Source organism: Gordonia amicalis NBRC 100051 = JCM 11271, from assembly GCF_000332995.1.
GTDB lineage: Bacteria > Actinomycetota > Actinomycetes > Mycobacteriales > Mycobacteriaceae > Gordonia > Gordonia amicalis.
Genome location: NZ_BANS01000026.1, coordinates 54,231 through 77,260, shown reverse-complemented (window position 1 = coordinate 77,260; position 23,030 = coordinate 54,231). Strand labels below are relative to the sequence as shown.

Here is a 23,030-nt window from a genome sequence, read left to right as displayed (position 1 = left end):
TAGTGGGCCCTCGTAAGCTGGCTGACGATGAATGCCGCCCAGCCCGACACACAGTCCACCGACCACCCCCGGTCTGCCGTGCCCGGGACGAGCGGACGGCTGGTGCTGGCCGCCACCCCGATGGGACAGGTGGACGATGCGTCGCCCCGGCTGAGGGCGGCGCTGCAGACGGCCGACATCGTCGCCGCCGAGGACACCCGCCGCACCCGGTCGCTCGCCGCCGCGCTCGGCGTCGAGATCGGCGGACGCGTCGTCAGCTACTACGACCAGGTGGAGGCCGCCCGGACACCGGGCCTCGTCGAGGCGATCGCCGGCGGTGAGACGGTCCTGCTGGTCACCGATGCCGGGATGCCCTCGGTCAGCGACCCCGGCTACCGGATCGTGGTGGCCTGCGCCGAGGCGGGTCTGCCCGTGACGGCATTGCCGGGACCCTCGGCGGTGACGACGGCACTCGCGGTGTCGGCGCTGCCGTCGGAGCGGTTCTGTTTCGAGGGCTTCGCGCCACGCAAGCCGGGTGCCCGTGCGGAATGGCTGCGCGAGCTGATCGCCCAGCCGCGCACCGCCGTCTTCTTCGAGTCGCCGCACCGGCTGGCGGACACGCTCGCCGCGGCGGCCGAGATCCTCGGACCCGATCGGCGCGGCGCGGTGTGCCGGGAGATGACGAAGACCTACGAGGAGGTCCGCCGCGGTGGTCTGGCCGAACTGGCCGGGTGGGCGGCCGGCGGCGTCAAGGGCGAGATCACGGTCGTCATCGCCGGCGCGGTGGCCGCCGAACCCGACATCGACGAACTGGCCGACCGCGCCGAGAAACTGGTGGCGGGCGGGATGCGGCTCAAGGATGCCTGCGCGGAGGTCACGCAGGGTTCGAGTGCCTCGCGACGCGACGTCTACCAGTCGGTTCTCGATAGGCGTCGAGCTGATCCGAGCTGACCCGCAGCTCGACGCGCGGCGCCAGCCGGTAGGGCCGGCTCGAGACGAGCGCGCCGACCACCCGGCGCAGGCGCGACAACTCGGCACGCACGCTCACGGTGTGGTTCTGGTCGCCGAACAGCAACTGGCTCAACTGCTGTGAGGTGAGTCCATGGTCGCCCGCGTCGGCCAGCAGCAACAGGATCTGCGCGTGGCGCCGGGTGAGCACCGTACGCCACGGGTCGTCGTCACCGGTGACCGTGATCGTCGGCTCGCCGTCGAGGTCGAGTTCGGCGATGACCGGACCCGAGGGGCCTGCCGGACGCACGAGCCAGCCCATCCCGAGTCGTTCGACGACGCACATCCCGAGTCCGGGCACGAACTGACGCATGTCCACCGTCGGCGCGGCGACCCGGACCGGCGGCGTGCACCCGCGGCCCTCGGCCACCCAGCCGTCGTCGTCGATGAGTAGACCGGGCCCGTGCAGGCCGGCGAGCTGGGCACGGCCGTGGTAACGGAGGTCGGCGAGGGTGCGCTGATGGGCGAGAGTCACCTCGTGCTCGCTCAGTGCCGCCAGGGCGTTCGTGAACGCCGAAGCCGCGGGCTGCATCTGCATCGCCGGTCCGGCCAGCCCGGCGACCGCGACCATCTCACCCGTGCGCGGATCGTGGACCGGCGTCGCGGTGCAGTACAGCCCGTGCAGGGATCGGCTGTAGTGCTCCGCGCCGAAGACGCGGCTGGGTCGCCGGTGGCGGATCGCCAGGCCCACCGCCGTCGTCGCCGCGGAATCCTCATCCCACCGGCTTCCCTCGACGAGGCCGAGCCGGTTCGCCTCGGGCAGCACCGCGCGCGAGCCGCCACGCCACAGCATCACCCCGTCGGTGTCGAAGATGCCCAGTGCCATCAGCGGGTCGTCGGCCGACTGGGCGAACACCCGCTTGAGAGAGTCCACCGAGTGGCGGAGCGGATGCGCGGACCGGCGGGCTTCGAGCTCGTCGCGGTCGATCCGTCCGCGGTGGTGGTCGTCGAGCGTGGAGGGATTGTCCGCGGCCTTCACCCGGGTCCAGGACTCGGCCACTTCATCCGCGAATCGGGGAGGCGGCGTCGCACCCGACATGATCGCCTCGCGGTCGCGATTGATCTCCCGGGCCAGCTCCGTGAGATCGGTGGTCGTCCGGATGGACAAAGTCATGGGAGAAATATTACCCAAATCGCCAATCAAGTCCGGTATTTGCGATCCTGCAACGTCTGCGTCCGGTCGCCGGCAACGATGCTGGCAGCCTTGTCGAGACACTCCTGCCACTCGTCGTCCGGGACGGAATCAATGGTGATTCCGCCACCGACACCGAGTGCGATGCCGCCGTCCGGAGCGATCTCGACCGTGCGGATCGCGACGTTGAGATCGAGGGCGCGGTCGGGTCCGGCGACGCCGATCGCGCCGCAGTAGACGCCCCGGGCGCTGCTCTCCCAGTCGGCGAGCAGCTCCATCGCACGCAGCTTGGGCGTACCGGTGACCGATGCGGGCGGGAAGGTGGCGTCGAGCACCTCGGCGGTGCCCGTGCCGGGCCGCACGATCGCCTCGACACGCGAGACCAGGTGCCAGACGCCGGGCGCGGGCACCACCGACAGCAGTTCGGGCACCCGGACGCTGCCGGTGACGGCGATCCGTCCCAGGTCGTTGCGGACGAGGTCGACGATCATGATGTTCTCCGCGATGTCCTTCGCGGAGGCGGACAGGGCGTCGGGGTCGGCGTGCGCAGGCAGGGTCCCCTTGATCGGCGAGGAACTGATGATGTTCCCGGTGCGCCGCAGGAAGGTCTCCGGTGACAGGCTGGCGACCGTACCCCAATCACCCTGGAGGAAAGCCGCTTTCGCGGGGGTGGTGGCACCGGCGAGGTCGGCGAAGAAGTCCACCGGCCGACCCGACAACGTGCCGGTGAACCGCGTGCACACGCATGCCTGATACACCTCGCCGGCGCGGATCGCGTCGAGACAGCGATCGATCGCGGCCAGATGCGGTTCGCGCGCCGGCGGTGTCCAGTCGGTCGTCGTCGGCTTCCCCTCACCGGGATGCGGGGCGTCGAGTACGGCGTACGCCCAGTCGGGGAGGCCGGTGCCGAGGGTCGACCACACGCCGTTCCGCAGGACGAGGACGCCGTCGGTGAGACCCCCGGCGGTCGACGGCAGCGACGCCTCCTCGGCGCGCACGGGGAATCCGAGGTAGCCGAACCAGAAGCGGTCGGGGTCGTCGGGCGGGGTGCAGCCCGGGACGACCTCGATTGTCGGAGCGATCACCGCGTCGGTGTCCAGCCAGTCGCCGATCAGCGCTGCGGGCGGTGGGAGTCCCCGGGTGCGGGTCTCGGCATGGAGAGCCCGGAGCGCATCGAGCGCGGACGCGGCCATGTGCGGCGAGGGCGGGTCAGTTCTCGTACCGCGGGAACACCGGCGACGGTTTGGGCAGTGCGACGCCCGGTGCCAGCCGGGTGGTGACGGCGCTGAACTGGCGGTCGTCGCCGACGGCGAGCAGATCGAGGATCTTGTTCGACGACTCCGGCATCACCGGCTGGCTCAGCACCGCGACGATGCGGACCACCTCGGCGCACACATAGAGCACGGTGCCGGTGCGGTCGAGGTCGGTCTTCGCGAGCTTCCACGGTTCCTGCGACGAGATGTACCGATTGGTCTCGGCCAGCGTCGACCACAGCGCCTCGAGTCCGAGGTGGATGGCCTGGTTGTCGAAGTGCTCGCGGACGGTCTCGAGCAGCGAGTCGGCCCGGTCGAGCAGCGCGCGGTCGGTGTCGGTGAGTTCACCGGTCGCCGGCACCACACCGTCGAAGTACTTGCCGATCATCGACAGGGTGCGCTGGGCGAGGTTGCCGAACTCGTTGGAGAGGTCGGCGTTGATGCGCGACACGATCGCCTCGGCGGAGTACGACCCGTCCTGGCCGTAGGACACCTCGCGCAGGAAGAAGTAGCGCACCGGGTCGAGACCGAACTCGTCGATCAGGTTCTCCGGGTCGACGACGTTGCCGACCGACTTGGACATCTTCTCGCCCTTGTTGAACAGGAAGCCGTGCGCGAAGACCCGCTTGGGCAGCTCGACGCCCGCGCTCATCAGGAAGGCGGGCCAGTACACGCAGTGGAACCGGATGATGTCCTTGCCGATGATGTGCAGGTCGGCGGGCCAGAACCGCTCGAAGGTCGCCGGATCGTCGGGAAACCCGACTCCGGTCAGGTAGTTGGTCAGCGCGTCGACCCACACGTACATGACGTGTTCGGGGTGGCCGGGGACCCGGACGCCCCAGTCGAAGGTCGTCCGCGACACCGACAGGTCGGTGAGCCCGCCCTTGACGAAGCTGATGACCTCGTTGCGCCGCGCGTCGGGACCGATGAAGTCGGGCTGTGCCTCGTACAGCTCGAGGAGCTTGTCCTGGTAGGCCGACAGCCGGAAGAAGTACGTCTCCTCCTCGGTCCAGGTCACCACGTGACCGGTGTCGGAGGCGACGCGCTCGCCGGCGTCGTTGACCTCGGTGTCGGCCTCGGCGTAGAACGTCTCGTCACGGACGTCGTACCAGCCGGAGTACTTGTCGAGATAGATGTCGCCGCGGTCGCTCATCCGCTTCCACAGCTCTTCCGACGCCCGCTTGTGATCGGCGTCGGAGGTGCGGATGAAACGGTCGAAGCTGGAGCCGAGGCGTTCCTGCAGCGACTGGAACCGGTCGGAGTTCCGGTTGGCGAGTTCGGCGGTGGGGATGCCCTCGGCCAGCGCGGTCTGCTGCATCTTCTGGCCGTGGACGTCGGTGCCGGTGAGGAACCGGACGTCGAAACCGTCGAGGCGCTTGAACCGTGCGAGGGCATCGGCGGAGATGTACTCGTAGGCGTGCCCGATGTGCGGTGCGCCGTTGGGATAAGCGATCGCGGTGGTGAGGTAGTACGGGCGCCCCGCACCGTACGAGGTGCCGTCCTCGGCCGTGCCGGACAGATCAGGGCTGGTCAGATCGGGTGCCATAGTGCTCCACAGAGTACCGACCGGCGGCCGGTGACAGCCAATCGCGGGTCGGCGCCGTTCAGGGGGATCGTAACGATCCGATGGCCCGCGCGGTGCGCGCGACCGTCTCGTCGGCGTCGTCCCCCAGGTCGGTCAAGGCCTTCGACGCCGCGTCGCCGGCGATCTCGGCCAACGCCTGGACCAGCCGCAGCCGGACCGACGGGTCCGGGTCGCCGCCGAGACGATCGACGAGCAGGCCGACGATCCGGTCGTCGTCCGCATACGTCGCAAGGGTCTCGGCCGCCTCGACGTCGCGGTCCCCGGCGGCGACGAGTTCGATGAGGACGTCCACCGCGGCGTCGACCCCCCGACGGCCGAGGGCCCGGGCGACCGTGCGCCGGACCTCGGGATCGGGGTCCGTCAGCGCCCCCTCCAGCACGGCGGTCGCCCGGGCGTCCTCGATCGAGGCGAGGGCGGTGATTGCGCGGCGCCGGATCGTCGGATCGTGGTCGGCCACCCGCGCGGCGAGCTGGTCGAGCGCACCCGATGTCTGCGCGAGTGCCCAGCGGAGGGCGCCGGCCGTGTTGGGATCGGATTCGGCCAGCAGCGCGTCCGTCAGGGCCTCGGCGGACAGTCCGGCGTCGCCCGCCCGCAACGCCGCCCGCTGGCGGTGGGCGGCGTACTCGGAATGCACCGCGCGCAGCAGACCGACCACATCGAGTACCGCCGACCAGTCGTCGGCGTCGGCGGCCTCGATCTGCCGCAGCCGATCCAGTAGCCGGGCGTCGGCGGCCATCCGGTCCTCCGTGTCCTGGATCATCCGCTCCAGGAGCGCATCCGGCGCGAAGCCGGGATCGTCGAGTGCACGGCCGACGTCGCGTAACGACAATCCCAGCGACCGGAGACTCTCCACATGGAGGAGGCGTTCGATGTCGGCGTCGGAGTACTCGCGGTAACCACCTGTGGTCCGGCCCGTCGGCCGCACGAGGCCGAGGGTGTCGTAGTGGCGCAGCATCCGGGTGCTCACACCCGAACGCCGCGCCACCTCGCCGATCAGCACGGCGGACCCGAATCATGAACCGGTACACCGGTGTTCGCCAACCGTGTGGCCATTTCGAGCTCATACGCGAAGTCGCTGTCCGGATCGTCGAGGAGCCGCGCGGTGGCGGCGGCATGCGCGCGGACCCGTGGATCCCGATGTCGACGAGCCGAGGCGAGTGCGTCGAGCGATATCTCGCCCAGAGCGGCGAGCGCACGACTCAGGCTGCGCTGCACCTCGATTCCGCGGCGACCGAGTTCACCGGCCAACTCGACCGAGAGTCCCACCTCCTCGTCCGCCGGGACGAGGACCACCGCGGCGCGCCACGCGGCCCGTGCGACGTCGGGATCGGCGTCGTGCAGCAGTTCGACGGTGATGGCCGGCCACGCCGTCCGATCGCCGATCTTCGACAGCGTGTGCAGCGCCTGGGCACGCGCCTGCGGTAACGCCGAGACCAGCTCACCGATCAGGCGCGGTACCGTCAGCGCCGCCGGAAGTCTGGTCAGCGCCCAGGTCAGCATGTCCCGGACGAAGAAATCCGGTTCGGTGCCGCAGCGTGCGACGAGGTCGTCGACGAGGCGCGGGTCGGGTTCGGTACCCGCCGCCATCGCCGCCCGCAGCCGCGTCGAGGCCTCGGGGGAGTGCAGCGCGGTGGACAGGGCGCTACGGGTGGGGTCGCTGAGTGCGTGCTCGGTTGTCATCGTCGGCACCTCCTACCCCCGCATTGCAGTCCTTGACACAGTGTGAAGGTCAAGCGGTGGACGCGCCGGGCCCGATCAGATCTCGCGTCGGTAGGGCTCGCAGCCCGGAGGCGCCTTGGGTGGCTCGCGGTAGTGGAAGTCGGGGATCTTCATGGTCACCGGCGCCGAGGTGAGCGTGAACTTCTCGCCGTGGTGTGCCAGGTCGATCGGCGGACCCGACAGCAACCGGTAGGTGGTGCTCTCCTTGTCCACCGCGACCACGATCTTCGACTCCCGCACGATCATGCGGAACGACAGGTAGGTCAACCGCCTCGGCAGTCGCGGCGCGAAGGTGATCTGCCCGCCGAAGTCGCGCATGCCGCCGAAACCGGCCACGCAGTCCGTCCACGCCCCGGCGAGCGCAGCGATGTGCAGGCCGCTGTTGACGTTGTTGTGCAGGTCGTGCAGATCGGTGAACACCGACTCGGCGAGCAGGTCGTAGGCGAGGTCGAGGTAACCGACCTCGGCGGCGGTGACCGCCTCACAGCATGCCGACAGCGACGAGTCGCGCACGGTGATGGGGTAGTAGTAGTCGAAGTTGCGGAGCTTCTGTTCGGCGGTGAACGAGTCGCCGAACAGATAGGTCGCGTACACCAGATCGGCCTGCTTCACGACCTGTTTGCGGTAGAGGTCGTAGTACGGATAGTTCAGCAACAGTGGGTAGCGGCCGACCGAGGACTCGAAATCCCACGCGCTGAGAAGCGTGAAGGACTCGCACTGCTGGTGCACCCCCAGCGCCTCGTCGTAGGGGATCGACATGTCGTCCGCGCACGACTCCCAGTGCGCCGCTTCGGCTGTGGTCACCCCGAACTGCTCGGCGAGATCGGGTCGACGGTGCACCGCGGCCACCGCGTCGCGCAGGTTCTGCTGTGCCGCGAGGTTGGTGAAGACGTTGTTGTTGACCACGGCCGTGTACTCGTCGGGCCCGGTCACGCCGTCGATGCGGAACTTCCCGTTGACATCGTGATGGCCGAGGCCGGCGAACAGCCGGGCGGTTTCGACGAGAAGTTCGACGCCACACTCGGTCTCGAACTGTTCGTCGCCGGTCGCGCGCAGGTACCGGGCGGTGGCGTTGGCGATGTCGGCCGACACGTGCACGCCCGCCGTGCCCGCGGGCCAGTAGCCCGAGCACTCGTCGCCGTTGATCGAGCGCCACGGGAACATGGCGCCGCGCTGCCCGAGTTCCGCGGCGCGGGCCTTGGCCTTGTCCATGGTGGCATGGCGCCAGCGGAGTTCCTCCCCGGCCGCCGCGGGCACCGTGTAGGTGAGCATCGGGAGGATGAAACTCTCGGTGTCCCAGAAGGTGTGGCCGTCGTATCCGGGACCGGTGAGTCCCTTGGCCGGGATCGCGCGTGACTGTCCGCGGGCGCCGGCCTGCAGGACGTGGAACAGCGCGAACCGGACCGCCTGCTGGAGTTCGGGATCGCCGTCGAGCTCGATGTCCGCGTCGCGCCAGAAGTCCTCGAGGTATCGGACCTGGTCGGCCTTGAGGGAGTCCCAGCCGGTCTCCATCGCCATCGCCAGCGCGGCGTCGACCTGCGCACGCAACGCCGGGACCGAGCGTCGGGCCGACCAGCCGTACCCCATGTACTTGGTGAGGGTCAGGCTCTTGCCCTTCGGCACATTCGCCGCGATGGTCAGGCGGGCGAGGTCGCCGTCGGCGCGGATGAAGGTGTCGGCCTTGTCCGGGAAGTAGATCTCGTGATCCATGCCGGCCGCGATGTGCAGACCCGACTGCCTGGTGTGGTGGACCAGCATGCCCCAGTAGTTGCGGCAGGTCGCGAGATCCGACACCAGCGGGGCGTCGAGCGCGGCCGCGAGACGCGGGTCGTTGCCCGGGGCCGGGACCGGCTCGTTGGCCAGCAGATCGGACTGGAGAACGAGTTTCATGTCCTCGTCAACGGGCTCCACCTCATAGCGGATGGCTGCGATGGTGCGCTTGGTGAACGAGACGAAACGCTCGGACTTGATCCGCACGGTGCGGCCCGTCGGCGACGTCCACAGGGTGTGCCGGCGCAGCGTGCCGGTACGGAAGTCCAGCGTCCGCTCGTGCTCTTCGGTACGCCCGTACCGAAGATCCATCGGCTCGTCCTCGACGAGCAAACGGATGATCTTGCCGTCGGTCACGTTCACGACCGTCTGGCCGGACTCCGGGTAGCCGTAGCCGCTCTCGGCGTAGGGCAGGCCGCGCAACTCGTAGAAGCCGTTGAGGTAGGTGCCCGGGTGATCGACCGGCTCACCTTCCTCGAAGGTTCCGCGTAAGCCGATGTGCCCGTTGGACAACGCGAACAACGTCTCGGTGCGGCCGAGCATGTCGAGATCGACTCCGCCGCTCCACTTCAGCTGCCACGGGTGGATCTCGAACCCGTGTCCTTGATCCGGGTTCATGCGGGCAGCAATTCGTCGAGATCGTTGACGACGATGTCGGCGCCGGCGGCACGCATCGCCTCGGCCTGGACTCCGCCGACGCGGTCGATGCCGACGACGTAGCCGAACTCGCCTGCGCTAGCGGCCTGTACGCCCGAGATGGCGTCCTCGAAAACCGCGGCAGCGGCCGGCTCGACGCCCATCAGCTCGGCTCCCAGGAGATAGGAGTCGGGAGCCGGTTTGCCGTTGAGTCCACGCGCGGCGATCTCGAGACCGTCGACGCGAACCTCGACGAATCCCGACAGGTCGGCTGCATCGAGCACCGGTCCTCCATTCTTCGACGACGTGACGACTGCGATGCGGAGGCCCGCCTCACGTGCCGCGGTGAGGTACCGCACCGAGCCGGGATAGGCATGCCCACCCTCCTCGGCGAGGCTGACCAGGAACATGTCGTTCTTGCGGCTGCCGATCGCGGTCACGGTCGCCGGGTCCACATCGGTGATCCCGCGCGAGGCGAGGAATGCCCGCACGCCGTCCTCACGGGGACGCCCGTCGACATAGTCGAGGTAGTCCTGGTCGGTGAACTCCACGAACCCGGGGGCATCGACGCCGCCGGCGCGTTCGGCGAGGAAGGCGTCAAAGGTTCTCTTCCATGCCTTGCGGTGGAGCACCGCGGTCTCGGTGAGGACCCCGTCGAGATCGAAGAGCGCGACAGAGATCACTTCTGGCAATCCCAACACGATGCGCAACGCTACCCGTCCGAGTCGGGGAAGGCGCGACGAAGCGCGATAGCGCGCGTCACGCAGAGCTGGCCGTGCGGGCTTCCTCGGTGGGCGACTGCTCGTCGTCCCAGAAACCGATGGATTCCAGCTGGTCGATCAGGCGGTCACGAGCGTCGTCGAACGCCGCGACGATCTCGGACTTGATGCCCACGGTGTCGCCCTTGCGCAACAGCTCGATGAGTCGCCGGTGGCTGGTCGCGGCCTCCCGGCCCCACCCGGGGTCGTTCGAATACAGCTGCAGCGGGTTGTACTTGCTGGCCGAGTACTGGAACCAGGCCAGCTTCTTGCTCTCGGCCATGAGGTGCACCTTGCGGTGGAAGGCGAACTCCGCGGAGAGCACGCGGTCGGCGCGTCCCGACTCGACCGCGGTCTCGAGATCGTCGACGATCGCGCCCAGCTCATCCAGCTGTTCGGCCAGGTCGGGGTTCTCGGCGGCATGACTGGCCAGACGTGCGGAGAGTTCGGCCTGCATCCAGAAGATGTCGACGATGTCACCGCGGGTCAGCGTCTCCACGATGAATCCCCGGTGCAGGGCCTGTTTCACGAGTCCCTCGCCGCGGAGTGTCGCGAGTGCCTCGCGCACAGGCGTCACGCTGCAACCGAGGGCCGACGCCGTCTCGTCGAGCCGGACGAACTCGCCCGGCCGCAGGACACCGGTCATGATGCGCGTGCGCAGGTAGTCGGCCACCTCGACGGCCAGCTGGGTCCTGTGGAGAGGTCCGGGGGTCATCGGTCGTTCCGTCCGTTGGTGTGGGGGTCCGTCACCGCGGTCCGCCTGAGTCGGGTGGCGCGGCGTATGCGCTGTCGTCTGCCGTGTCGGCGTCGGATCGGTCCGGGGCAGAGACCCTGCCGCAGGCGGACCGTGGGCACCGTCCGGCGGAAACGATGCTCGTGGCCGGCGGACCATTCGACTCCGTAGATCGACCTTAACCGTTCACCGGCCATTCCCCACGTCAGCAGGCGGATGCGGGGGAGGTGTCGGACGTACCGCCAGGGCATCGAATAGGTTGCGAACACCTGCGCGGCGACGTCGCCTGCGGTGACGTGTTCCGGATCGTCCGACGTCGACCGCGGCAGGGTCGCCGGGTAGTCCCCTTCGACGAAGTCGAGGTCCTTGTTCACCTCGCGGACGAGATCACGCACGCTGTCCTCGTCGCCGGCGACCGCGGTCCGCAGGTAGTTCACGGTTCCCGACCAGCGGCCCGCGCCGCGGACCCCGTACACGCCGCTCTCGACCTCGGTCGGGGCCACCCCCGCGTGGGCCAGCTGCATCAGCGCCGCGCGGGGCCACATCAGATAGATCACCGGCTCGTCGAGGACCCGCGCGAGGTCCGGACGTGAACGTCGCGAGATCAGATGATCGCCTTGTCGTGTTTCATCCGGCGTCGCAGGTCCCGCATCAGCATGCGACTGCCACCGAACCGGATCGACTTGGGCAGGAACTTGTTGACCACCGAGACGAAGGTGAACAGGTGCTGGAAGCGCCGACGGTCGTCCTCGGTCCATTCCAGGCCGAGCTGGTCGCGGTAGATCGGCGGCAGCGACCCGATGGTGAGAAAGCGCAGGAGACTCACGAACGGCAGTCGGATCAGCGGGTTGATCATCTTGAGGTCGACGAGATCGTTGAGGAAGTCGCAGGTGGTGTCGTCGATGACGATGCGCTGGCACGCGAGGTTCCAGTACCGGTCGAAGTCCTTGCGCGTCGCCGGCCACATGTCATCGGGTACCTGCAGCGTCGTGCCGAGGGTCTTGGACGACTGGTAGAACTCCTCTGCCTCGTCTTCGGTCATCTGGCCGTGGAGCAGTAGGTGCATGTCCTCGATACCCACGAACAGGCATGCGGCCACCCACATCTGGAGTTCCCGGTTGAACGCGTTGTACTTGACCGGGCTGTTCGCGTCGGACTTCACGTTGCGATGAGCCGAGTTGACCGTTTCCCGGAACGCGGCCTTCTCCTCGTCGGTGCCGAGGATCGCGACCGCGAGGTACTGGCCGGTGGTGCGGGCCCGCTTCCACGGATGCTTGGTCAGCGCGCCGGATTCGACCTTGCTCTCCATGACGCCGTAGGCGACCTCGGGCCAGCCCAGTTGCATGACGACGTTCGCGGCACCGCCGGCGAACGACCAGAAGTCGATGGCCTCCTGGATGCGCGCTGGTTTGCGCAGGCTGGTCGCGCGCCGCTTGCGGGTGGTGATGTGGATGCGGGTGCGCCGGGTCGTCAGTTCCGGCTCGGTGTCCTCGATCGACGGTAGGTAGCTCGCGGCCATGGTGGTCACTCCTCGGATCGGTGTGGGTTCACTTCGTCTCGACGTTGTCGACCAGCCAGCGATCGCCGGAACGATCGAGCGTCACCACCATCCGGTACGGCTGGGTCTTGCCGTCCGGGGAGACGACGTTGCGTGCCTTCTGGTCGGCGAACAGGATCACCGTCGCGGAGGAGCCGTCGATCTTCTCGACGGCCGCGTGCGACACCTCGGCGGTGGACTCACCCTTGCCGTCGGTGACGATCTGACTGAGGGCGGTGACCATCTCGCTGTACTTGGCGGCGAAGTCGTCGGTCGACATCGCGGTGATCGCGTCCCGATTCTTGTTCAGATCGCGGTAGTCGAAGCTGGACAGTTTGATCGCGTAGTCCTTGGCGGTGTCGATCGCCTCGGCGCTCGCCTCGGGCGAGGTGGCCGAGGAATCGGTTGTCGCGTACTGGTAACCGAAGAACCCGGCGAGGGCGGTCGCACCCAGCAGCAGCGACGCGAGTACACCGGTGACGATCGTGCCCCGGCCGGCCGGCTTCCGGGTCAGGGGAGCAGTGCGCGCAGCGGATGCGGTTCCGGTCGAGGAGACGTCCGCGGTCCCGTCGGCATCCGCGGCGGCGGTTCCCGCCGCTGCGGTTCGAGTCGTTGTGTCAGTTGCCATTTCGTGCCCTTTCCAGAAGTTCGTGCCACCACTGCAGCAGCTCCACGCCGTTCGGGATGAGTAGTGGATCGGCGACGGCCGGTGGTCCGGAGACACCGCCGGGGGATGTCCAGGTGCTCGTGCCCAGGTCGTTCGGCCGTGGGGCGTTCACCGCGCCGCGTTGTCCGTAGCCGTTGCCCGCCGGGCAGAAGCGCGCGAGATTCGGTGCCGGGGTGTTGAGATCGCCGACCGGGTAGCGGGGCTGGTCGTAGAACATACAGACGGGTCCCTGGGTGCCGATGAGCGCGAAGTCGGCGCGCCCGTTCTTCACGATCGAACGCAGGTCCAGCAGACCCTGGGGGATCGTCTCCAGGCCGACGGCGAGTGACTGGTCGCGGTCGGAGATGATCGGTTCCACCACCGCGAGATTCGCCATCACACCGCCGAAGGTGCCGCGGTACTTGTCGAACAGCGCCTGTGTGCGGGTCAGCGATTCGGGTGACTTGTCGAGCAGGTAGACGAACACCGGCTGGTTGGCGTCGAGCTGGTCGGTGAATGTCGCGGCGCTGCGCATGCCGGCCTCGAAGGCCGTGGTGGTGTCGTTCATCGCGGACAGCACCTGTAGCCATTCGTCGAAGAGTCCCTGCAGGATCGGTGCATTGCGGTTGACCAGCCCGGCGAGCGCGGTTCCGTTCGACACGATCCCGGCCAGGGCCTTCTCGTCGTGGTCGAAGGCCGCGTAGAACTCGTTGCCCAGCGTGGTGAGGTTGCCGCTGCCGATGCTGCGGAGCACCGACGCGGCGTCGCCGATGATGGCGTCCATCTGCTTGGGCTGTTTGTCGGCCGGCGCGGCGATCGTGTCACCGGACTCGAGATACGGGGGATTGTTGTCGGGCGGGATGATGTCGACGCTCTGGATGCCGGCCATCGAGGCCATCGTGACCTGCATGAAAGAGTCGGCGGGGATGCGGGTGTCCCCGCGCACGACCAGTTCGATGTCCGCGGCGCCACCGGCCGGATCGAGTTCGACGGAACGCACGGTGCCGATGTCGACGCCGCGGAGCGTGACGCCCGTGCCCGAGCTGAGCCCGAACGCGTCGTCCATCCTGGCCGTCAGGACGATCTTGTCGCCGAATCCCTCTGGCCCGGCGATGAAGTTGATGCCGTAGGGGATCACGATCGCCGAGAGGGCGAGGAAGATCAGGAACTGCAGCATCCCAGTGCGCGCCTGTGGCATCCGAACGCGGGGCATCCGAAGGCGCCGGGTCTTCGCCTTGGTGGTCATCGCGGGGCTCCTGGGCGTGGGCTGGGTGTCTGAGGGGTCGTCTTGGGTGGGGTCTTCGTCGCCGGCGCCGCCTTCTTCGCGGCCTTCTTCTCCGGCCTCTTGTTCGCGAGACCGCCGGACAGCACGTTGCGGAGGTCGTCCGGTGTCGGGAGGGGCTGACCGGCGAGCAGAACACCGCCGGTGAGGATCTTGTCGATGCCGCCCGGGATGTCGAGCGAACCGTCGAAGACCAGGTAGTCGCCCGGAATCGCGCGGTCGAAGTTCGTCATGAACGCGTTCATGTTGTCCAGGGTCGAGCCGACCTCGGTGTTGAACGCGGACAAGGACTTCACCATCTGTTCGGCGTCGCCGACGAGGTGGTCGAGCGTCTCCTGACGGCCGCGCGTGATCGCCGCGACGTTGGTCGCCAGTCGCGTGGTCTGCGACATCAGCTTCGCGATCTGATCCCGCTGTGCGGCGAGCACGGTCACCGCCTGCGGGACCTGACCGAGGAAGTCGTCGACGGTCTGCTGCTGCGCGACGAGGAGCTCGCTGACATCCGCGGCCGCCGCCATCGCCGCGTTGAAGTCGTCGGTGTACCTCGACGACCGGGCGAGCAGTCGGTTCAGCGTGTCGATCAGGTCGCCGACCTTGTCGGAGCGGTTCTCGAAGGCGGTGTTGAGGCTCGACATCACCGACTGGAGCTGGCTGACGCCACTGCCGCCGAGGATGTTGCCGAGCGCGGCGAGTGTGCTCTCGATCTGCGGTCCGACACCGGTGTCGGACAGGCTGAGATGCGACCCCTCGGTGAGCCGGCCCTGCGGGTCCGCGGGCTCGGACAGGCGGACGAACGGCGTTCCGAGCGCCGACGGCAGTTCGACGTTGAGCGTCGTGTTCGCCGGGAGGTCGGTGCCGTCGGCGATCGTCATGGTGATCTCCGCATGCCGTTCCTCCAGGCGCATGTCGGTGACCCGTCCGACGATCTGCTGGCCGTGCCGGACGTCGGCGCCCGACACCAGGCCGTCGGCGGTGATGAGTTCGGCGGTCACGTCGAAGGGAGTTGCGGCCGCCGGCACCGAGCGGCAGGTCCTGCAGCCCGACCGAGCAGCTCGACAGGCCGACGGTCACCGCGATCGCCGCGGTGGTGACCCGGATCTTCTTGGCACGCACAGTCATCAGTTCCCTCCCTTCAGGGGGAGCTTGCCGCCGGTGATCGCCGAGACGATGCCCAGCGGGTCGGACGCGCTGATCGGGAACGAGATCGGGTTGGTGAGTCCGGCGCCGGTGCACAGCGGCATCGGGAACTGATCGCACAGCGGCTTGAGCGTCTTGAACTGGGTCAGTGTGGTCGAGACGTTCAGGCGGATGCGGCCACGGCGGTCGGGACCGATCGTGCTCGACAGGTTCTGCATCATCAGCGGCGCGAGGTCCATGAACTCGGCCAGCCCGGCCTTGTTGTCGACCAGGGTGTCGCCGAGGACCTTCAGGTTCTCCGCGACGACGCCGACGTCGTTGCCGTGGGCGAGGACGAAGTCGTTGATCTGGTCGAAGACGACCTTGAGATCGTTGACGGGCCCGGCGATGTCCTGGTTGGACGACGCCCACTGGCTGCTCAGCAGACCCATCGACTCGATGAGGCCGTCGAGCGAGACCTGCTTGGCGTGGAAGGTCTGCATCAGCGTGTTGAGACTGTCGATGAGATCCTGCAGGTCCTCGGTCCGGGCGCCGAAGATCCCCGACGCCGAGGCGAGCCCGGACATCGTCGTCCCGAAACCGGTGCCGCGGCCGTCCCACGACTTGGCGGTGGCGGCCAGGAGGGAACCCATGTCGTTGGGGTCCGCCGGTGCACCGGGCGCGGCGTCGGCGAGACCCATGATCTTCGTCAGCACGCTGATGCTGTCGAGGAGCTGGTCGAAGCTGATCGGGGAGTGGGTGCGCTCGAGTGGGATGGTCGCGCCGTCGGGCAGCTGCGGCCCACCGGTGTAGGCCGGTCCGAGTTCGAGGTGACGGTCGCTGATCACCGACGGGTTGAGCACGTAGGCCGAGACGTCGGCGGGGAGATCGATGTCCCCCGGCATGGTCACGGTGACCTTGACATGGTCCCCGGCGGGCTCGACGTTCTCGATACGTCCGACCGGAACACCCAGGACGGTGACCTTGGATCCCTCGTACAGACCGTTGACGAACGCGAAATCGGCGTGGACGGTGCGGATGTGGGGATCGCGGCCGAACACGTACCACGTGCCGACGATGATCGCGACCACGAGGAGCAGCGCGGTGAAGATCTTGCCGCCGTAGCGCTTGCGCAGGCGGACCTCACGTACCTGGCGGAAAGTCATCAGCGGCACCCCTGCATCACGCCGAGGACACAGAGCATCCCGTCGGGGATGACCGCGCTCGGCGACACCACGTCGGTCCAGTTGCCGTTGCCGGTCGCATCGGTGATCGTGCGCATGGCCGGCGGCAGCTGCATCAGGATCCGGTCGATCGACGACACGTTGTCCCGCAGTGTCTTGGTCACCGACTCGATGTTGGTGACCAGCTGACCCATCGGGACCTTCGGGAAGGTCGTGGCCATCTGGTCGAGCACGGCGCGGAGGTTGTCGGTCAGACGGGTCAGCAGGACGCGCCGGACGACGAGGGTCTGCACGATCGCCTGCGTGCTGGACATCGCGCTCGAGATCGAATCACTCTGCTGCACGGTCACTTCGGCGACCCGCTTGGAGATGGCGAGCAGCTGGTCGAGCTGCGTGCCCGTTCCCGTGATGGCGGCCATCGCGCCCGTCGCGCCCTTCATCGAGGCGTCCAGGGTCGAGGTGCGGGGCATGATCTCCTTCATGGTCACGAACATCGCGCGCACGGCCTCTTCGTCGATGTCACGCGAGGCGGTGACCGCGGCGCCGGAGATGTCGTCGAGGCTGTAGGGCACCGTGGTGCGGTCGAGCGGGATCGTGTTGTCGGGACCGACCTTTCCCGATCCGGCCGGGACGATCTCGAGGTAACGCTTGCCCAGCACGGTCCGGAGCCGGACCGATGCGCGCGTCTGGTTGCCCAGCGGCTGACCGTTGTCGAGCCGGAAACCCACGCGTACGCGGTCTCCGGCGAGATCGACCGACTCGATCCGGCCGGCCGGGACACCCGCCACCAGCACCGGATCGGCCGTCGTCAGCCCCGACGCGTTGGCGAGTTCTGCGGTGTAGGGGCTGGTGCGGGTGAAGTAACTCAGCTGGGGGATGCCGATCGCGATCAGCATCAGCGCGACCAGGGTGATGATGCCCGCCGTGCCGAGGACCGCGGGTGACGCACCCTGTGCGCGCTTGTCGGACTTGAAGACGAACTCCAAGATGCCGACGAAGACGTCGATGAGCCTGACCAGAAACACGGACTTAGGTTCCTACCTTGCTGGGAGATGACATGGCTTGTCTCACATGCAGACCGGGGAATGAAGCGGGCCGAAGATGTTGGCGTCGAGGCCGAAGGCACCCAAGGTGAAGTTGCAGAGGTAGAGCATCATGAATCCCCCGTATCGTCCGCTCTTGTTGATCTCCTCGGCCATCACCGGAAGCCGGTCCAGGAACCCGGTGAAGGCCGGTGTGTTCGGAACCCAACTGGCCGTGACCTGTTCGAGTCCGACCATCGACTTCTGGAAGTCGTCGCCCGCGACGGTCATCATGTCGGCGAGCGCCGACACGGCGCGGTCCCCGCTGTCGAGGAGTGTGGCGAGCTGGCCGTTGTCGCCGACCACCGCCGAGGTGAGGACGGACAGTCCGCGGAAGAGTTCGTTCAGCTGCGGGTTGTGCCGGTCGCGGTGCCCATCAGCACGTTGAGGTTGCTCACCAGCCGGGCGAAGACCGCACTGTTCGCCGAGAGGTTGTTGCCCATCGACGCGATCTGGCCGAGCAGCGTCTGCACCGAACCCGAACGCCCCTCGAAGGTGTCGACGAAGCCACGTGCGAGACCGTTGACCTGGTTGGCGTCGAGCGCGGAGAACAGCGGCTCGAAACCGTTCATCAGGGCGGTGAGGTTCACCGGCGGTGACGTCCCCTCGACGGGGATCCTCGTGCCGTCGCGCGCGGTGCCGTCCGCACCGCTGTCGGTCAGCGCGATGTAGCGGGCACCGAGCATGTCCCCGTAACGGATCGCCGCGTGAACCTGCAGCGGCAGCTGATGGTCGTCGGAGATCGAGACGGCGACGTCGGCCAGGGCCGAACCGTCGTCCTGCGGCTGGAAGGCCACCGACTCGACGCGGCCCACCCGCACGCCGGACATGGTCACCGGGTTGCCCTCGACCAGACCCTCGGCGTCGGTGAACTGGATGTGGTAGGTCGTCGTGGAACCGTGCACCGGGACACGCAGCGTGTTGCTCACGAGCACCGCGGCGATGATGCCGATGAGGACGAACGATCCGGCTTTCAGGATCGTCTTCAGCGAGAGAGTGGTCATGACATCTTCACCTCGTGGCCGCGAACCATCGGGCCGAGCATCAGCGTGGTGGCGGGGTTGGGTCCCGTGCTCTTCGCCGGGGTCGCGCCGAGTTCGGACTCCAGGCGGCTCAGCGTCGGGGCCTCACGCGTCCCGTCGATGACCGGGGGACCGACGAAACCGGAAGGGGTGTAGGTGGGTTCACGAGGGGAGAGCACCTTCGGGTTGGGCGCGCCCGGTGGTCGGACCGGTCCGGTGCCCATGCCGGTTCCCTTGCCGAAGCACTGCGAGCCGCGCAGCGAACCGTAGGTCGGGCAGTCGGCGGCCGTGTACGGCATCGGCTGCGAGAACGTCGGAACCGCGGTGATGTCGAAACGGCCGCTCGAGAACAGCATCGCGCCGGCGGCACCGAACTTCTTGGCCTCGGCGAGCGTCTTGCTGACACCCGACGGGTTCTCCGCGACAGTCGAGAGGATGGTGTCGGTGGAGTCGAGCACGGTGATGATGTTGTTGCGCTGGGCGGCGAGGAACGGGTCGACCGCGCCGGCGAAACCGGAGGCGGCGGTGAAGAACGACGCGAGGTCGTCCTGGTTCTCGAGGATGCCGCGGGAGATGCTGGTCGTGTTGGCGAGCGTCTCGGTGATCGCCGGGGTGGAGCGTTTGAGACTCTCCATCACGGCACGGAATTTCGGTGTGGCGTCGATGAACTGGTTGACGGTCGTCTCGAGTGTGCGCGACGCCTGCCACCAGTCGTCGATCATCACGCCGAGGTCGCCGCCACGGTCGCCGATCGCGGTGGCCACCGCGGAGAGCGCGATGTTCATCTTCTCGGGCTGGACCTCGGCGAGGACGTCGGCGAGTTTGGTGTAGATGCTGTAGAGGTTGGTGGCCTCGGCCGACGTGTCGATCTGGATCTCGTCACCGTCGGAGAGCGGTGCGGCGCCCGCCGCGGATTCCGGTTCGGTCAGCTGAACGTAGATGTCGCCGAAGAAGGTTCGCGGCAGGACACGCATGGTGACGGTGGACGGGATCGCGTCGATGGCGCCGCCGTCGATGGAGATCTTCACCTGTGACGAGACGGTGCCCGGGTCGATGCCGCTGATCTCGCCGACCGTGACGCCGTGATAGCGGACCGGCGCGCCGGTGGTGATGAGGCCGGCTTCGACCGGCACCTCGGCGAACACCTCGGGATCGCTGGTGAGGGTGCCGGCGCTGCGGGCCACCATCCACACCGCGAAGGCGGTGATGAGGGCGCCCGCGATCAGGGCGCGGAGGATGTAACCGAATCGGGAGACGGGGTTGCCCGGCAACATGGTCGACACGTCAGATCCCCATTCCCGGGATCTCGGGGACCAGGCCCCACAACCCGAAAGTGAAGATCACGTCGAAGATCCCGATGGCCAGGATCGACGTGCGGAGTGCGCGTCCGGCCGCCTGGCCGACGCCTTCGGGTCCGCCGGAGGCGAAGTACCCGTAGGAGCAGTGGACCAGCGCGACGATACCGGCGAAGACGATCGCCTTGATCGCGGAGTAGAGCAGGTCGGTCGGCGTGAGTGCGAGATGGAAGAAGTAGTCGAAGGCGCCCGAGGATTCGCCGTTGAACCAGACCACGACGAGACGCGTGGCGATGTAGCTCGCGAGCAGGCCGATCATGTAGATCGGCAGGATGCACACCATCGCCGCGATCATGCGGGTCGTGGCGAGGAAGGGGATCGACCGGATCGCCATCGAGTCGAGCGCGGCGATCTCGTCGGAGATGCGCATCGCGCCGACCTGGGCGGTGAATCCGGTTCCGACCTTGGCGGCCAACGCGATTCCGACGACGACGGGCGCGAGTTCGCGGGTGTTGGCGATCGCCGAGAGCATGCCCGACAGCGAGGTCATGCCGACCAGCTGCAGTCCGCGGTAGGTCTCGACGCCGAGCATCATCGCCGCCGCCAGTGACATGGCCAGCACGATGCCGAGCGTTCCTCCGCCGGAGAGAAGGGATTTCGACCCGAAGGTCACCGCCTCGTTCACCGCGTCGGCCACTCCTCGTGGGCCGCCGCGTGCGTGTAATCCCTTGAAGCAGGCCACGATCGTGGACAGCAACGCGAACGTGGCCGCCTTCACGAGTGCCATCACGAAGTCCGAGAACCGGCCGTACTGGCTGAAGGTCGCCATGAACGCGCCGGCGGGCAGGTGCTGGACGTAGATGTGGTACAGGTAGCAGGCTCCGACGCCGGTGACCGTGATGAGCGAGCACAGCACCAGCGAGACGATGATCGCGGCGAGGAGCCGGGGTGCGACGAGGCGCTCGATCACGTTGAGCCCCATGACCTCCATGGCGTCGACCTCTTCACGGATCTTGCGCGATCCGAGATCGGTGCAGATGGCCGAGCCGGCGACACCGGCCATCATCAGTGCCGACACGAGCGCGGAGGCCTGGCCGACGATGATGAACGCGACGACCGCGCCCGAGTAACCGCCGGCGCCGATGCGTCCGGCGAGTTCGCCGACCGGGACGGCGATGAACACGCCCACCGGGATCATCAGCAGGAGTGACGGTCCGGTGCTGACGCGGCCGATGAAGACGGTCTGGTTCAGGGTCTCGGCGATGGACAGGCGTCGGCGGAACGTCGCAACCACCAGTGCTCCGATGGCCTGCAGCGCGAACCCGAGTGTATGACCGGCCTCGTTGGCCAGGTCGCGCAGCGGCCCCCGGGAGGCGGGCAGTCTCTCCTGGTCGGCGATGAGAAGATGGCGCGATGACTCGTCGTTTCGCTCAGGTCGATGTGTTCTCGTCCACCGGTACCGAGGGCAACCCCGTGGCGGTCGTCGTCGACGGGGGTGGTCCCGGCGCTCCCATCGCAGAGGATCGGATGGCCGCCTTCGCCCGCTGGACCAACCTGTCGGAGACCACGTTCGTGCTGCCGCCCACCGATCCGGCGACCGACTACAAGCTGCGGATCTTCACCCCCGACGGGGAGTTGCCGTTCGCCGGCCACCCGACCCTGGGATCGGCGCACGCGTGGCTGACCTCGGGCGGGCGACCGAAGGGGGAGGACGTCGTGCAGGAATGCGGCGTCGGGCTGGTCCGGATCCGGCGGTCGGGTCCGCGACTCTCCTTCGCGGCACCGCCGTTGCGCCGGTCGGGTCCGGTGGATCCCGGCGTCGTCGAAGAGGTCATCGCTGCTCTCGGCGTCGACCGGGATGAGGTTCGCGCCGCGGAGTGGGTCGACAACGGCCCGGAGTGGATGGTGATCCAGGTGGGATCGGGGGAGCGGGTGCTCGAGGTCCGTCCCGATATCCCCGCGCTCGGCGACCACAAGGTCGGCCTGCTCGGGCTCTACGGATCGGGAGATGTCTTCGCCGAGGTCCGGGCGTTCGTCCCGGGTATCGGTGTACCCGAGGATCCGGTGACCGGCAGCCTCAACGCGGGGATCGCGAGCTGGCTCCGGGCGACCGGACAGGCGCCGGAGAGTTATGTCGCCGCGCAGGGTGCGGCCATCGGACGGGCCGGCCGCGTCCACATCCACGACGACGGTGACGACATCTGGGTGGGTGGCGACACCGCGACCGTGATCGAGGGCACAGTAGCGCTGTAGCCGGGCGCGTGGTGTCGCCGGTCTGTGTCAGGGTGTTTGCCATGAGCGACGCTGCCGGGTCGGAGACCCTCGGGAACGCCGGGTCGGAGACCCTGAGCAACAAGGCGGCCAAGAAGCGTCGTCGGCGCGAGCCGCCGCCCGATCCGGCTCCGCTGCCGGGTCTCGTGGACGCCCACACCCACCTGGCGGCCTGCGGTGGACGGGACGCCGAGTCGGTACACGCCATCCTCGACCGTGCGCAGGCGGTCGGGGTCGATCAGGTGGTGACCGTCGCCGACGACATGGTCGATGCCCGCTGGGCGGTCGCGGCAGCTGAATGGGACGACCGGGTCTACGCGGCCGTCGCGCTGCATCCGATGCACGCGGGCGATCTCGACGACGACACGGCCGCCGAACTCGAGCGGATGATCCGTCATCCGCGGGTCGTCGCAGTGGGTGAGACGGGCCTCGACTACTACTGGCCCGGCAAGTCCGACGACTGCGCGTCGCCGGCGGTGCAGCACGAGACGTTCCGCTGGCACATCGATCTCGCCAGGCGGGTCGGCAAGCCGCTGATGATCCACAACCGCGAGGCCGACCGGGATCTGCTCGACATCCTGGCCGCCGAGGACGCCCCGGAGACCGTGATCATGCATTGCTTCTCCGGTGACCGGAATGTTGCCCGCGAGTGTGTCGACCGTGGGTACTTCCTCAGTTTTGCCGGAACTGTGAGCTTCGCCAATGCCGAGGAGTTGCGGGTCGCGGCGGAGCTGGTGCCCGACGAACAGATCCTGGTGGAGACCGACGCCCCTTTCCTGACCCCGCATCCGTACCGTGGCCAGCCGAATCAGTCGTACTGCCTGCCGTACACCGCACGGGCGATCGCCGAGGTCAGGGGGGTGTCCGAGGAGCAGATGGCGCGATTGTTAGGCGCCAATGCGCGGCGCGCCTACAACATCCCTTTGCCATAATCTGGCCGGTTCGTTATCGTACTGTGATCCCGCTCGGCCAGAGCGATTACATCCGGCTACCAGCGGTTCACGACGAGGTGCGTACGCATC

General features: G+C 68.0%; 22 protein-coding genes. 3 read left to right on the top strand and 19 right to left on the bottom strand.

Annotated elements, in window-relative coordinates; translation table 11 throughout:
* Window positions 1-27: 27 nt before the first annotated feature.
* Window positions 28-930, top strand: coding sequence for a 16S rRNA (cytidine(1402)-2'-O)-methyltransferase (gene rsmI / locus GOAMI_RS13470; RefSeq protein WP_006437092.1), 903 nt, complete (start codon window positions 28-30; stop codon window positions 928-930).
* On the opposite strand, the gene GOAMI_RS13465 is transcribed toward rsmI, so the two are convergent.
* From GOAMI_RS13465 to GOAMI_RS22635, 19 genes are all read right to left on the bottom strand, one after another.
* Window positions 854-2,101 carry a helix-turn-helix domain-containing protein gene (locus GOAMI_RS13465; protein ID WP_006437091.1) on the bottom strand — a complete coding sequence of 416 codons (1,248 nt, stop codon included), beginning with the start codon at window positions 2,099-2,101 and terminating at the stop codon, window positions 854-856. The two genes, rsmI and GOAMI_RS13465, sit on opposite strands and share 77 nt — an antisense overlap.
* 26 nt (window positions 2,102-2,127) lie before the next feature.
* A complete protein-coding gene (locus GOAMI_RS13460; protein WP_006437090.1) occupies window positions 2,128-3,312 on the bottom strand; it encodes an aminodeoxychorismate synthase component I in 1,185 nt (394 codons plus the stop codon).
* A gap of 16 nt (window positions 3,313-3,328) precedes the next feature.
* Window positions 3,329-4,918, bottom strand: a complete 1,590-nt coding sequence (gene metG, locus GOAMI_RS13455) for a methionine--tRNA ligase (protein WP_006437089.1) — start codon at window positions 4,916-4,918, stop codon at window positions 3,329-3,331.
* A 58-nt stretch (window positions 4,919-4,976) separates the two neighbouring features.
* A complete protein-coding gene (locus GOAMI_RS13450; protein ID WP_006437088.1) occupies window positions 4,977-5,957 on the bottom strand; it encodes a HEAT repeat domain-containing protein in 981 nt (326 codons plus the stop codon).
* Entirely contained in the window at window positions 5,951-6,637 is a 687-nt protein-coding gene (locus GOAMI_RS13445) for a HEAT repeat domain-containing protein (protein ID WP_006437087.1), read from the bottom strand. Before GOAMI_RS13445 ends, GOAMI_RS13450 begins: the two co-directional genes overlap by 7 nt.
* Before the next feature lie 75 nt (window positions 6,638-6,712).
* Complete coding sequence (locus GOAMI_RS13440) at window positions 6,713-9,064, bottom strand: glycoside hydrolase family 65 protein (RefSeq protein ID WP_006437086.1); 2,352 nt, start codon at window positions 9,062-9,064, stop codon at window positions 6,713-6,715.
* Complete coding sequence (locus GOAMI_RS13435) at window positions 9,061-9,783, bottom strand: HAD family hydrolase (RefSeq protein ID WP_040004831.1); 723 nt, start codon at window positions 9,781-9,783, stop codon at window positions 9,061-9,063. Before GOAMI_RS13435 ends, GOAMI_RS13440 begins: the two co-directional genes overlap by 4 nt.
* A 58-nt stretch (window positions 9,784-9,841) precedes the next feature.
* Window positions 9,842-10,555 (bottom strand): GntR family transcriptional regulator, encoded by a 714-nt coding sequence (locus tag GOAMI_RS13430; RefSeq protein WP_006437084.1) that lies wholly within the window; start codon window positions 10,553-10,555, stop codon window positions 9,842-9,844.
* The gene (locus GOAMI_RS13425) at window positions 10,552-11,178 is read right to left on the bottom strand and encodes an oxygenase MpaB family protein (RefSeq protein WP_328721460.1); all 627 of its coding nucleotides are present in this window, start codon (window positions 11,176-11,178) and stop codon (window positions 10,552-10,554) included. The genes GOAMI_RS13430 and GOAMI_RS13425 overlap by 4 nt, the downstream gene beginning before the upstream one ends.
* The gene (locus GOAMI_RS13420) at window positions 11,178-12,092 is read right to left on the bottom strand and encodes an oxygenase MpaB family protein (RefSeq protein WP_006437082.1); all 915 of its coding nucleotides are present in this window, start codon (window positions 12,090-12,092) and stop codon (window positions 11,178-11,180) included. Before GOAMI_RS13420 ends, GOAMI_RS13425 begins: the two co-directional genes overlap by 1 nt.
* 28 nt (window positions 12,093-12,120) lie before the next feature.
* Entirely contained in the window at window positions 12,121-12,738 is a 618-nt protein-coding gene (locus GOAMI_RS13415) for an Rv1363c family protein (RefSeq protein ID WP_006437081.1), read from the bottom strand.
* Window positions 12,728-13,969 carry an MlaD family protein gene (locus GOAMI_RS13410; RefSeq protein ID WP_157228319.1) on the bottom strand — a complete coding sequence of 414 codons (1,242 nt, stop codon included), beginning with the start codon at window positions 13,967-13,969 and terminating at the stop codon, window positions 12,728-12,730. Before GOAMI_RS13410 ends, GOAMI_RS13415 begins: the two co-directional genes overlap by 11 nt.
* A gap of 29 nt (window positions 13,970-13,998) precedes the next feature.
* Window positions 13,999-15,057 (bottom strand): MCE family protein, encoded by a 1,059-nt coding sequence (locus tag GOAMI_RS13405; protein WP_006437079.1) that lies wholly within the window; start codon window positions 15,055-15,057, stop codon window positions 13,999-14,001.
* Window positions 15,058-15,156: 99 nt separating this feature from the next.
* Entirely contained in the window at window positions 15,157-16,320 is a 1,164-nt protein-coding gene (locus GOAMI_RS13400; protein ID WP_006437078.1) for an MCE family protein, read from the bottom strand.
* A complete protein-coding gene (locus GOAMI_RS13395; RefSeq protein ID WP_006437077.1) occupies window positions 16,320-17,363 on the bottom strand; it encodes an MlaD family protein in 1,044 nt (347 codons plus the stop codon). The genes GOAMI_RS13400 and GOAMI_RS13395 overlap by 1 nt, the downstream gene beginning before the upstream one ends.
* Before the next feature lie 42 nt (window positions 17,364-17,405).
* The gene (locus tag GOAMI_RS23810) at window positions 17,406-17,726 is read right to left on the bottom strand and encodes a hypothetical protein (RefSeq protein WP_006437076.1); all 321 of its coding nucleotides are present in this window, start codon (window positions 17,724-17,726) and stop codon (window positions 17,406-17,408) included.
* A 38-nt stretch (window positions 17,727-17,764) separates the two neighbouring features.
* Entirely contained in the window at window positions 17,765-18,424 is a 660-nt protein-coding gene (locus GOAMI_RS23805) for an MlaD family protein (protein ID WP_006437075.1), read from the bottom strand.
* The gene (locus tag GOAMI_RS13385; RefSeq protein WP_006437074.1) at window positions 18,421-19,725 is read right to left on the bottom strand and encodes an MCE family protein; all 1,305 of its coding nucleotides are present in this window, start codon (window positions 19,723-19,725) and stop codon (window positions 18,421-18,423) included. Before GOAMI_RS13385 ends, GOAMI_RS23805 begins: the two co-directional genes overlap by 4 nt.
* A 1-nt stretch (window position 19,726) precedes the next feature.
* Entirely contained in the window at window positions 19,727-21,031 is a 1,305-nt protein-coding gene (locus tag GOAMI_RS22635) for an ABC transporter permease (protein WP_006437073.1), read from the bottom strand.
* Between the two features lie 119 nt (window positions 21,032-21,150).
* Here GOAMI_RS22635 and GOAMI_RS13375 point away from each other — a divergent pair, with 119 nt between their 5' ends.
* Together GOAMI_RS13375 and GOAMI_RS13370 are read left to right on the top strand one after the other, a co-directional pair.
* The gene (locus tag GOAMI_RS13375; RefSeq protein ID WP_006437072.1) at window positions 21,151-21,990 is read left to right on the top strand and encodes a PhzF family phenazine biosynthesis protein; all 840 of its coding nucleotides are present in this window, start codon (window positions 21,151-21,153) and stop codon (window positions 21,988-21,990) included.
* A 41-nt stretch (window positions 21,991-22,031) separates the two neighbouring features.
* Window positions 22,032-22,940: a TatD family hydrolase gene (locus GOAMI_RS13370; protein ID WP_006437071.1), complete on the top strand. Its 909-nt coding sequence runs from the start codon at window positions 22,032-22,034 to the stop codon at window positions 22,938-22,940.
* The last annotated feature ends 90 nt before the right edge of the window (window positions 22,941-23,030 follow it).

What these genes read in the sequence shown, in the direction of transcription:
- GOAMI_RS13460 (WP_006437090.1), bottom strand. Translation starts at nt 3,312, where the DNA reads ATGGCCGCGTCCGCGCTCGATGCGCTCCGGGCTCTCCATGCCGAGACC.
- GOAMI_RS13370 (WP_006437071.1), top strand. Translation starts at nt 22,032, where the DNA reads ATGAGCGACGCTGCCGGGTCGGAGACCCTCGGGAACGCCGGGTCGGAG.
- GOAMI_RS13440 (WP_006437086.1), bottom strand. Translation starts at nt 9,064, where the DNA reads ATGAACCCGGATCAAGGACACGGGTTCGAGATCCACCCGTGGCAGCTG.
- GOAMI_RS13410 (WP_157228319.1), bottom strand. Translation starts at nt 13,969, where the DNA reads ATGCCCCGCGTTCGGATGCCACAGGCGCGCACTGGGATGCTGCAGTTC.
- GOAMI_RS13375 (WP_006437072.1), top strand. Translation starts at nt 21,151, where the DNA reads ATGACTCGTCGTTTCGCTCAGGTCGATGTGTTCTCGTCCACCGGTACC.
- GOAMI_RS13430 (WP_006437084.1), bottom strand. Translation starts at nt 10,555, where the DNA reads ATGACCCCCGGACCTCTCCACAGGACCCAGCTGGCCGTCGAGGTGGCC.
- rsmI (WP_006437092.1), top strand. Translation starts at nt 28, where the DNA reads ATGAATGCCGCCCAGCCCGACACACAGTCCACCGACCACCCCCGGTCT.
- GOAMI_RS13445 (WP_006437087.1), bottom strand. Translation starts at nt 6,637, where the DNA reads ATGACAACCGAGCACGCACTCAGCGACCCCACCCGTAGCGCCCTGTCC.
- GOAMI_RS13400 (WP_006437078.1), bottom strand. Translation starts at nt 16,320, where the DNA reads ATGACTTTCCGCCAGGTACGTGAGGTCCGCCTGCGCAAGCGCTACGGC.
- metG (WP_006437089.1), bottom strand. Translation starts at nt 4,918, where the DNA reads ATGGCACCCGATCTGACCAGCCCTGATCTGTCCGGCACGGCCGAGGAC.
- GOAMI_RS13465 (WP_006437091.1), bottom strand. Translation starts at nt 2,101, where the DNA reads ATGACTTTGTCCATCCGGACGACCACCGATCTCACGGAGCTGGCCCGG.
- GOAMI_RS13420 (WP_006437082.1), bottom strand. Translation starts at nt 12,092, where the DNA reads ATGGCCGCGAGCTACCTACCGTCGATCGAGGACACCGAGCCGGAACTG.
- GOAMI_RS23805 (WP_006437075.1), bottom strand. Translation starts at nt 18,424, where the DNA reads ATGACCACTCTCTCGCTGAAGACGATCCTGAAAGCCGGATCGTTCGTC.
- GOAMI_RS13415 (WP_006437081.1), bottom strand. Translation starts at nt 12,738, where the DNA reads ATGGCAACTGACACAACGACTCGAACCGCAGCGGCGGGAACCGCCGCC.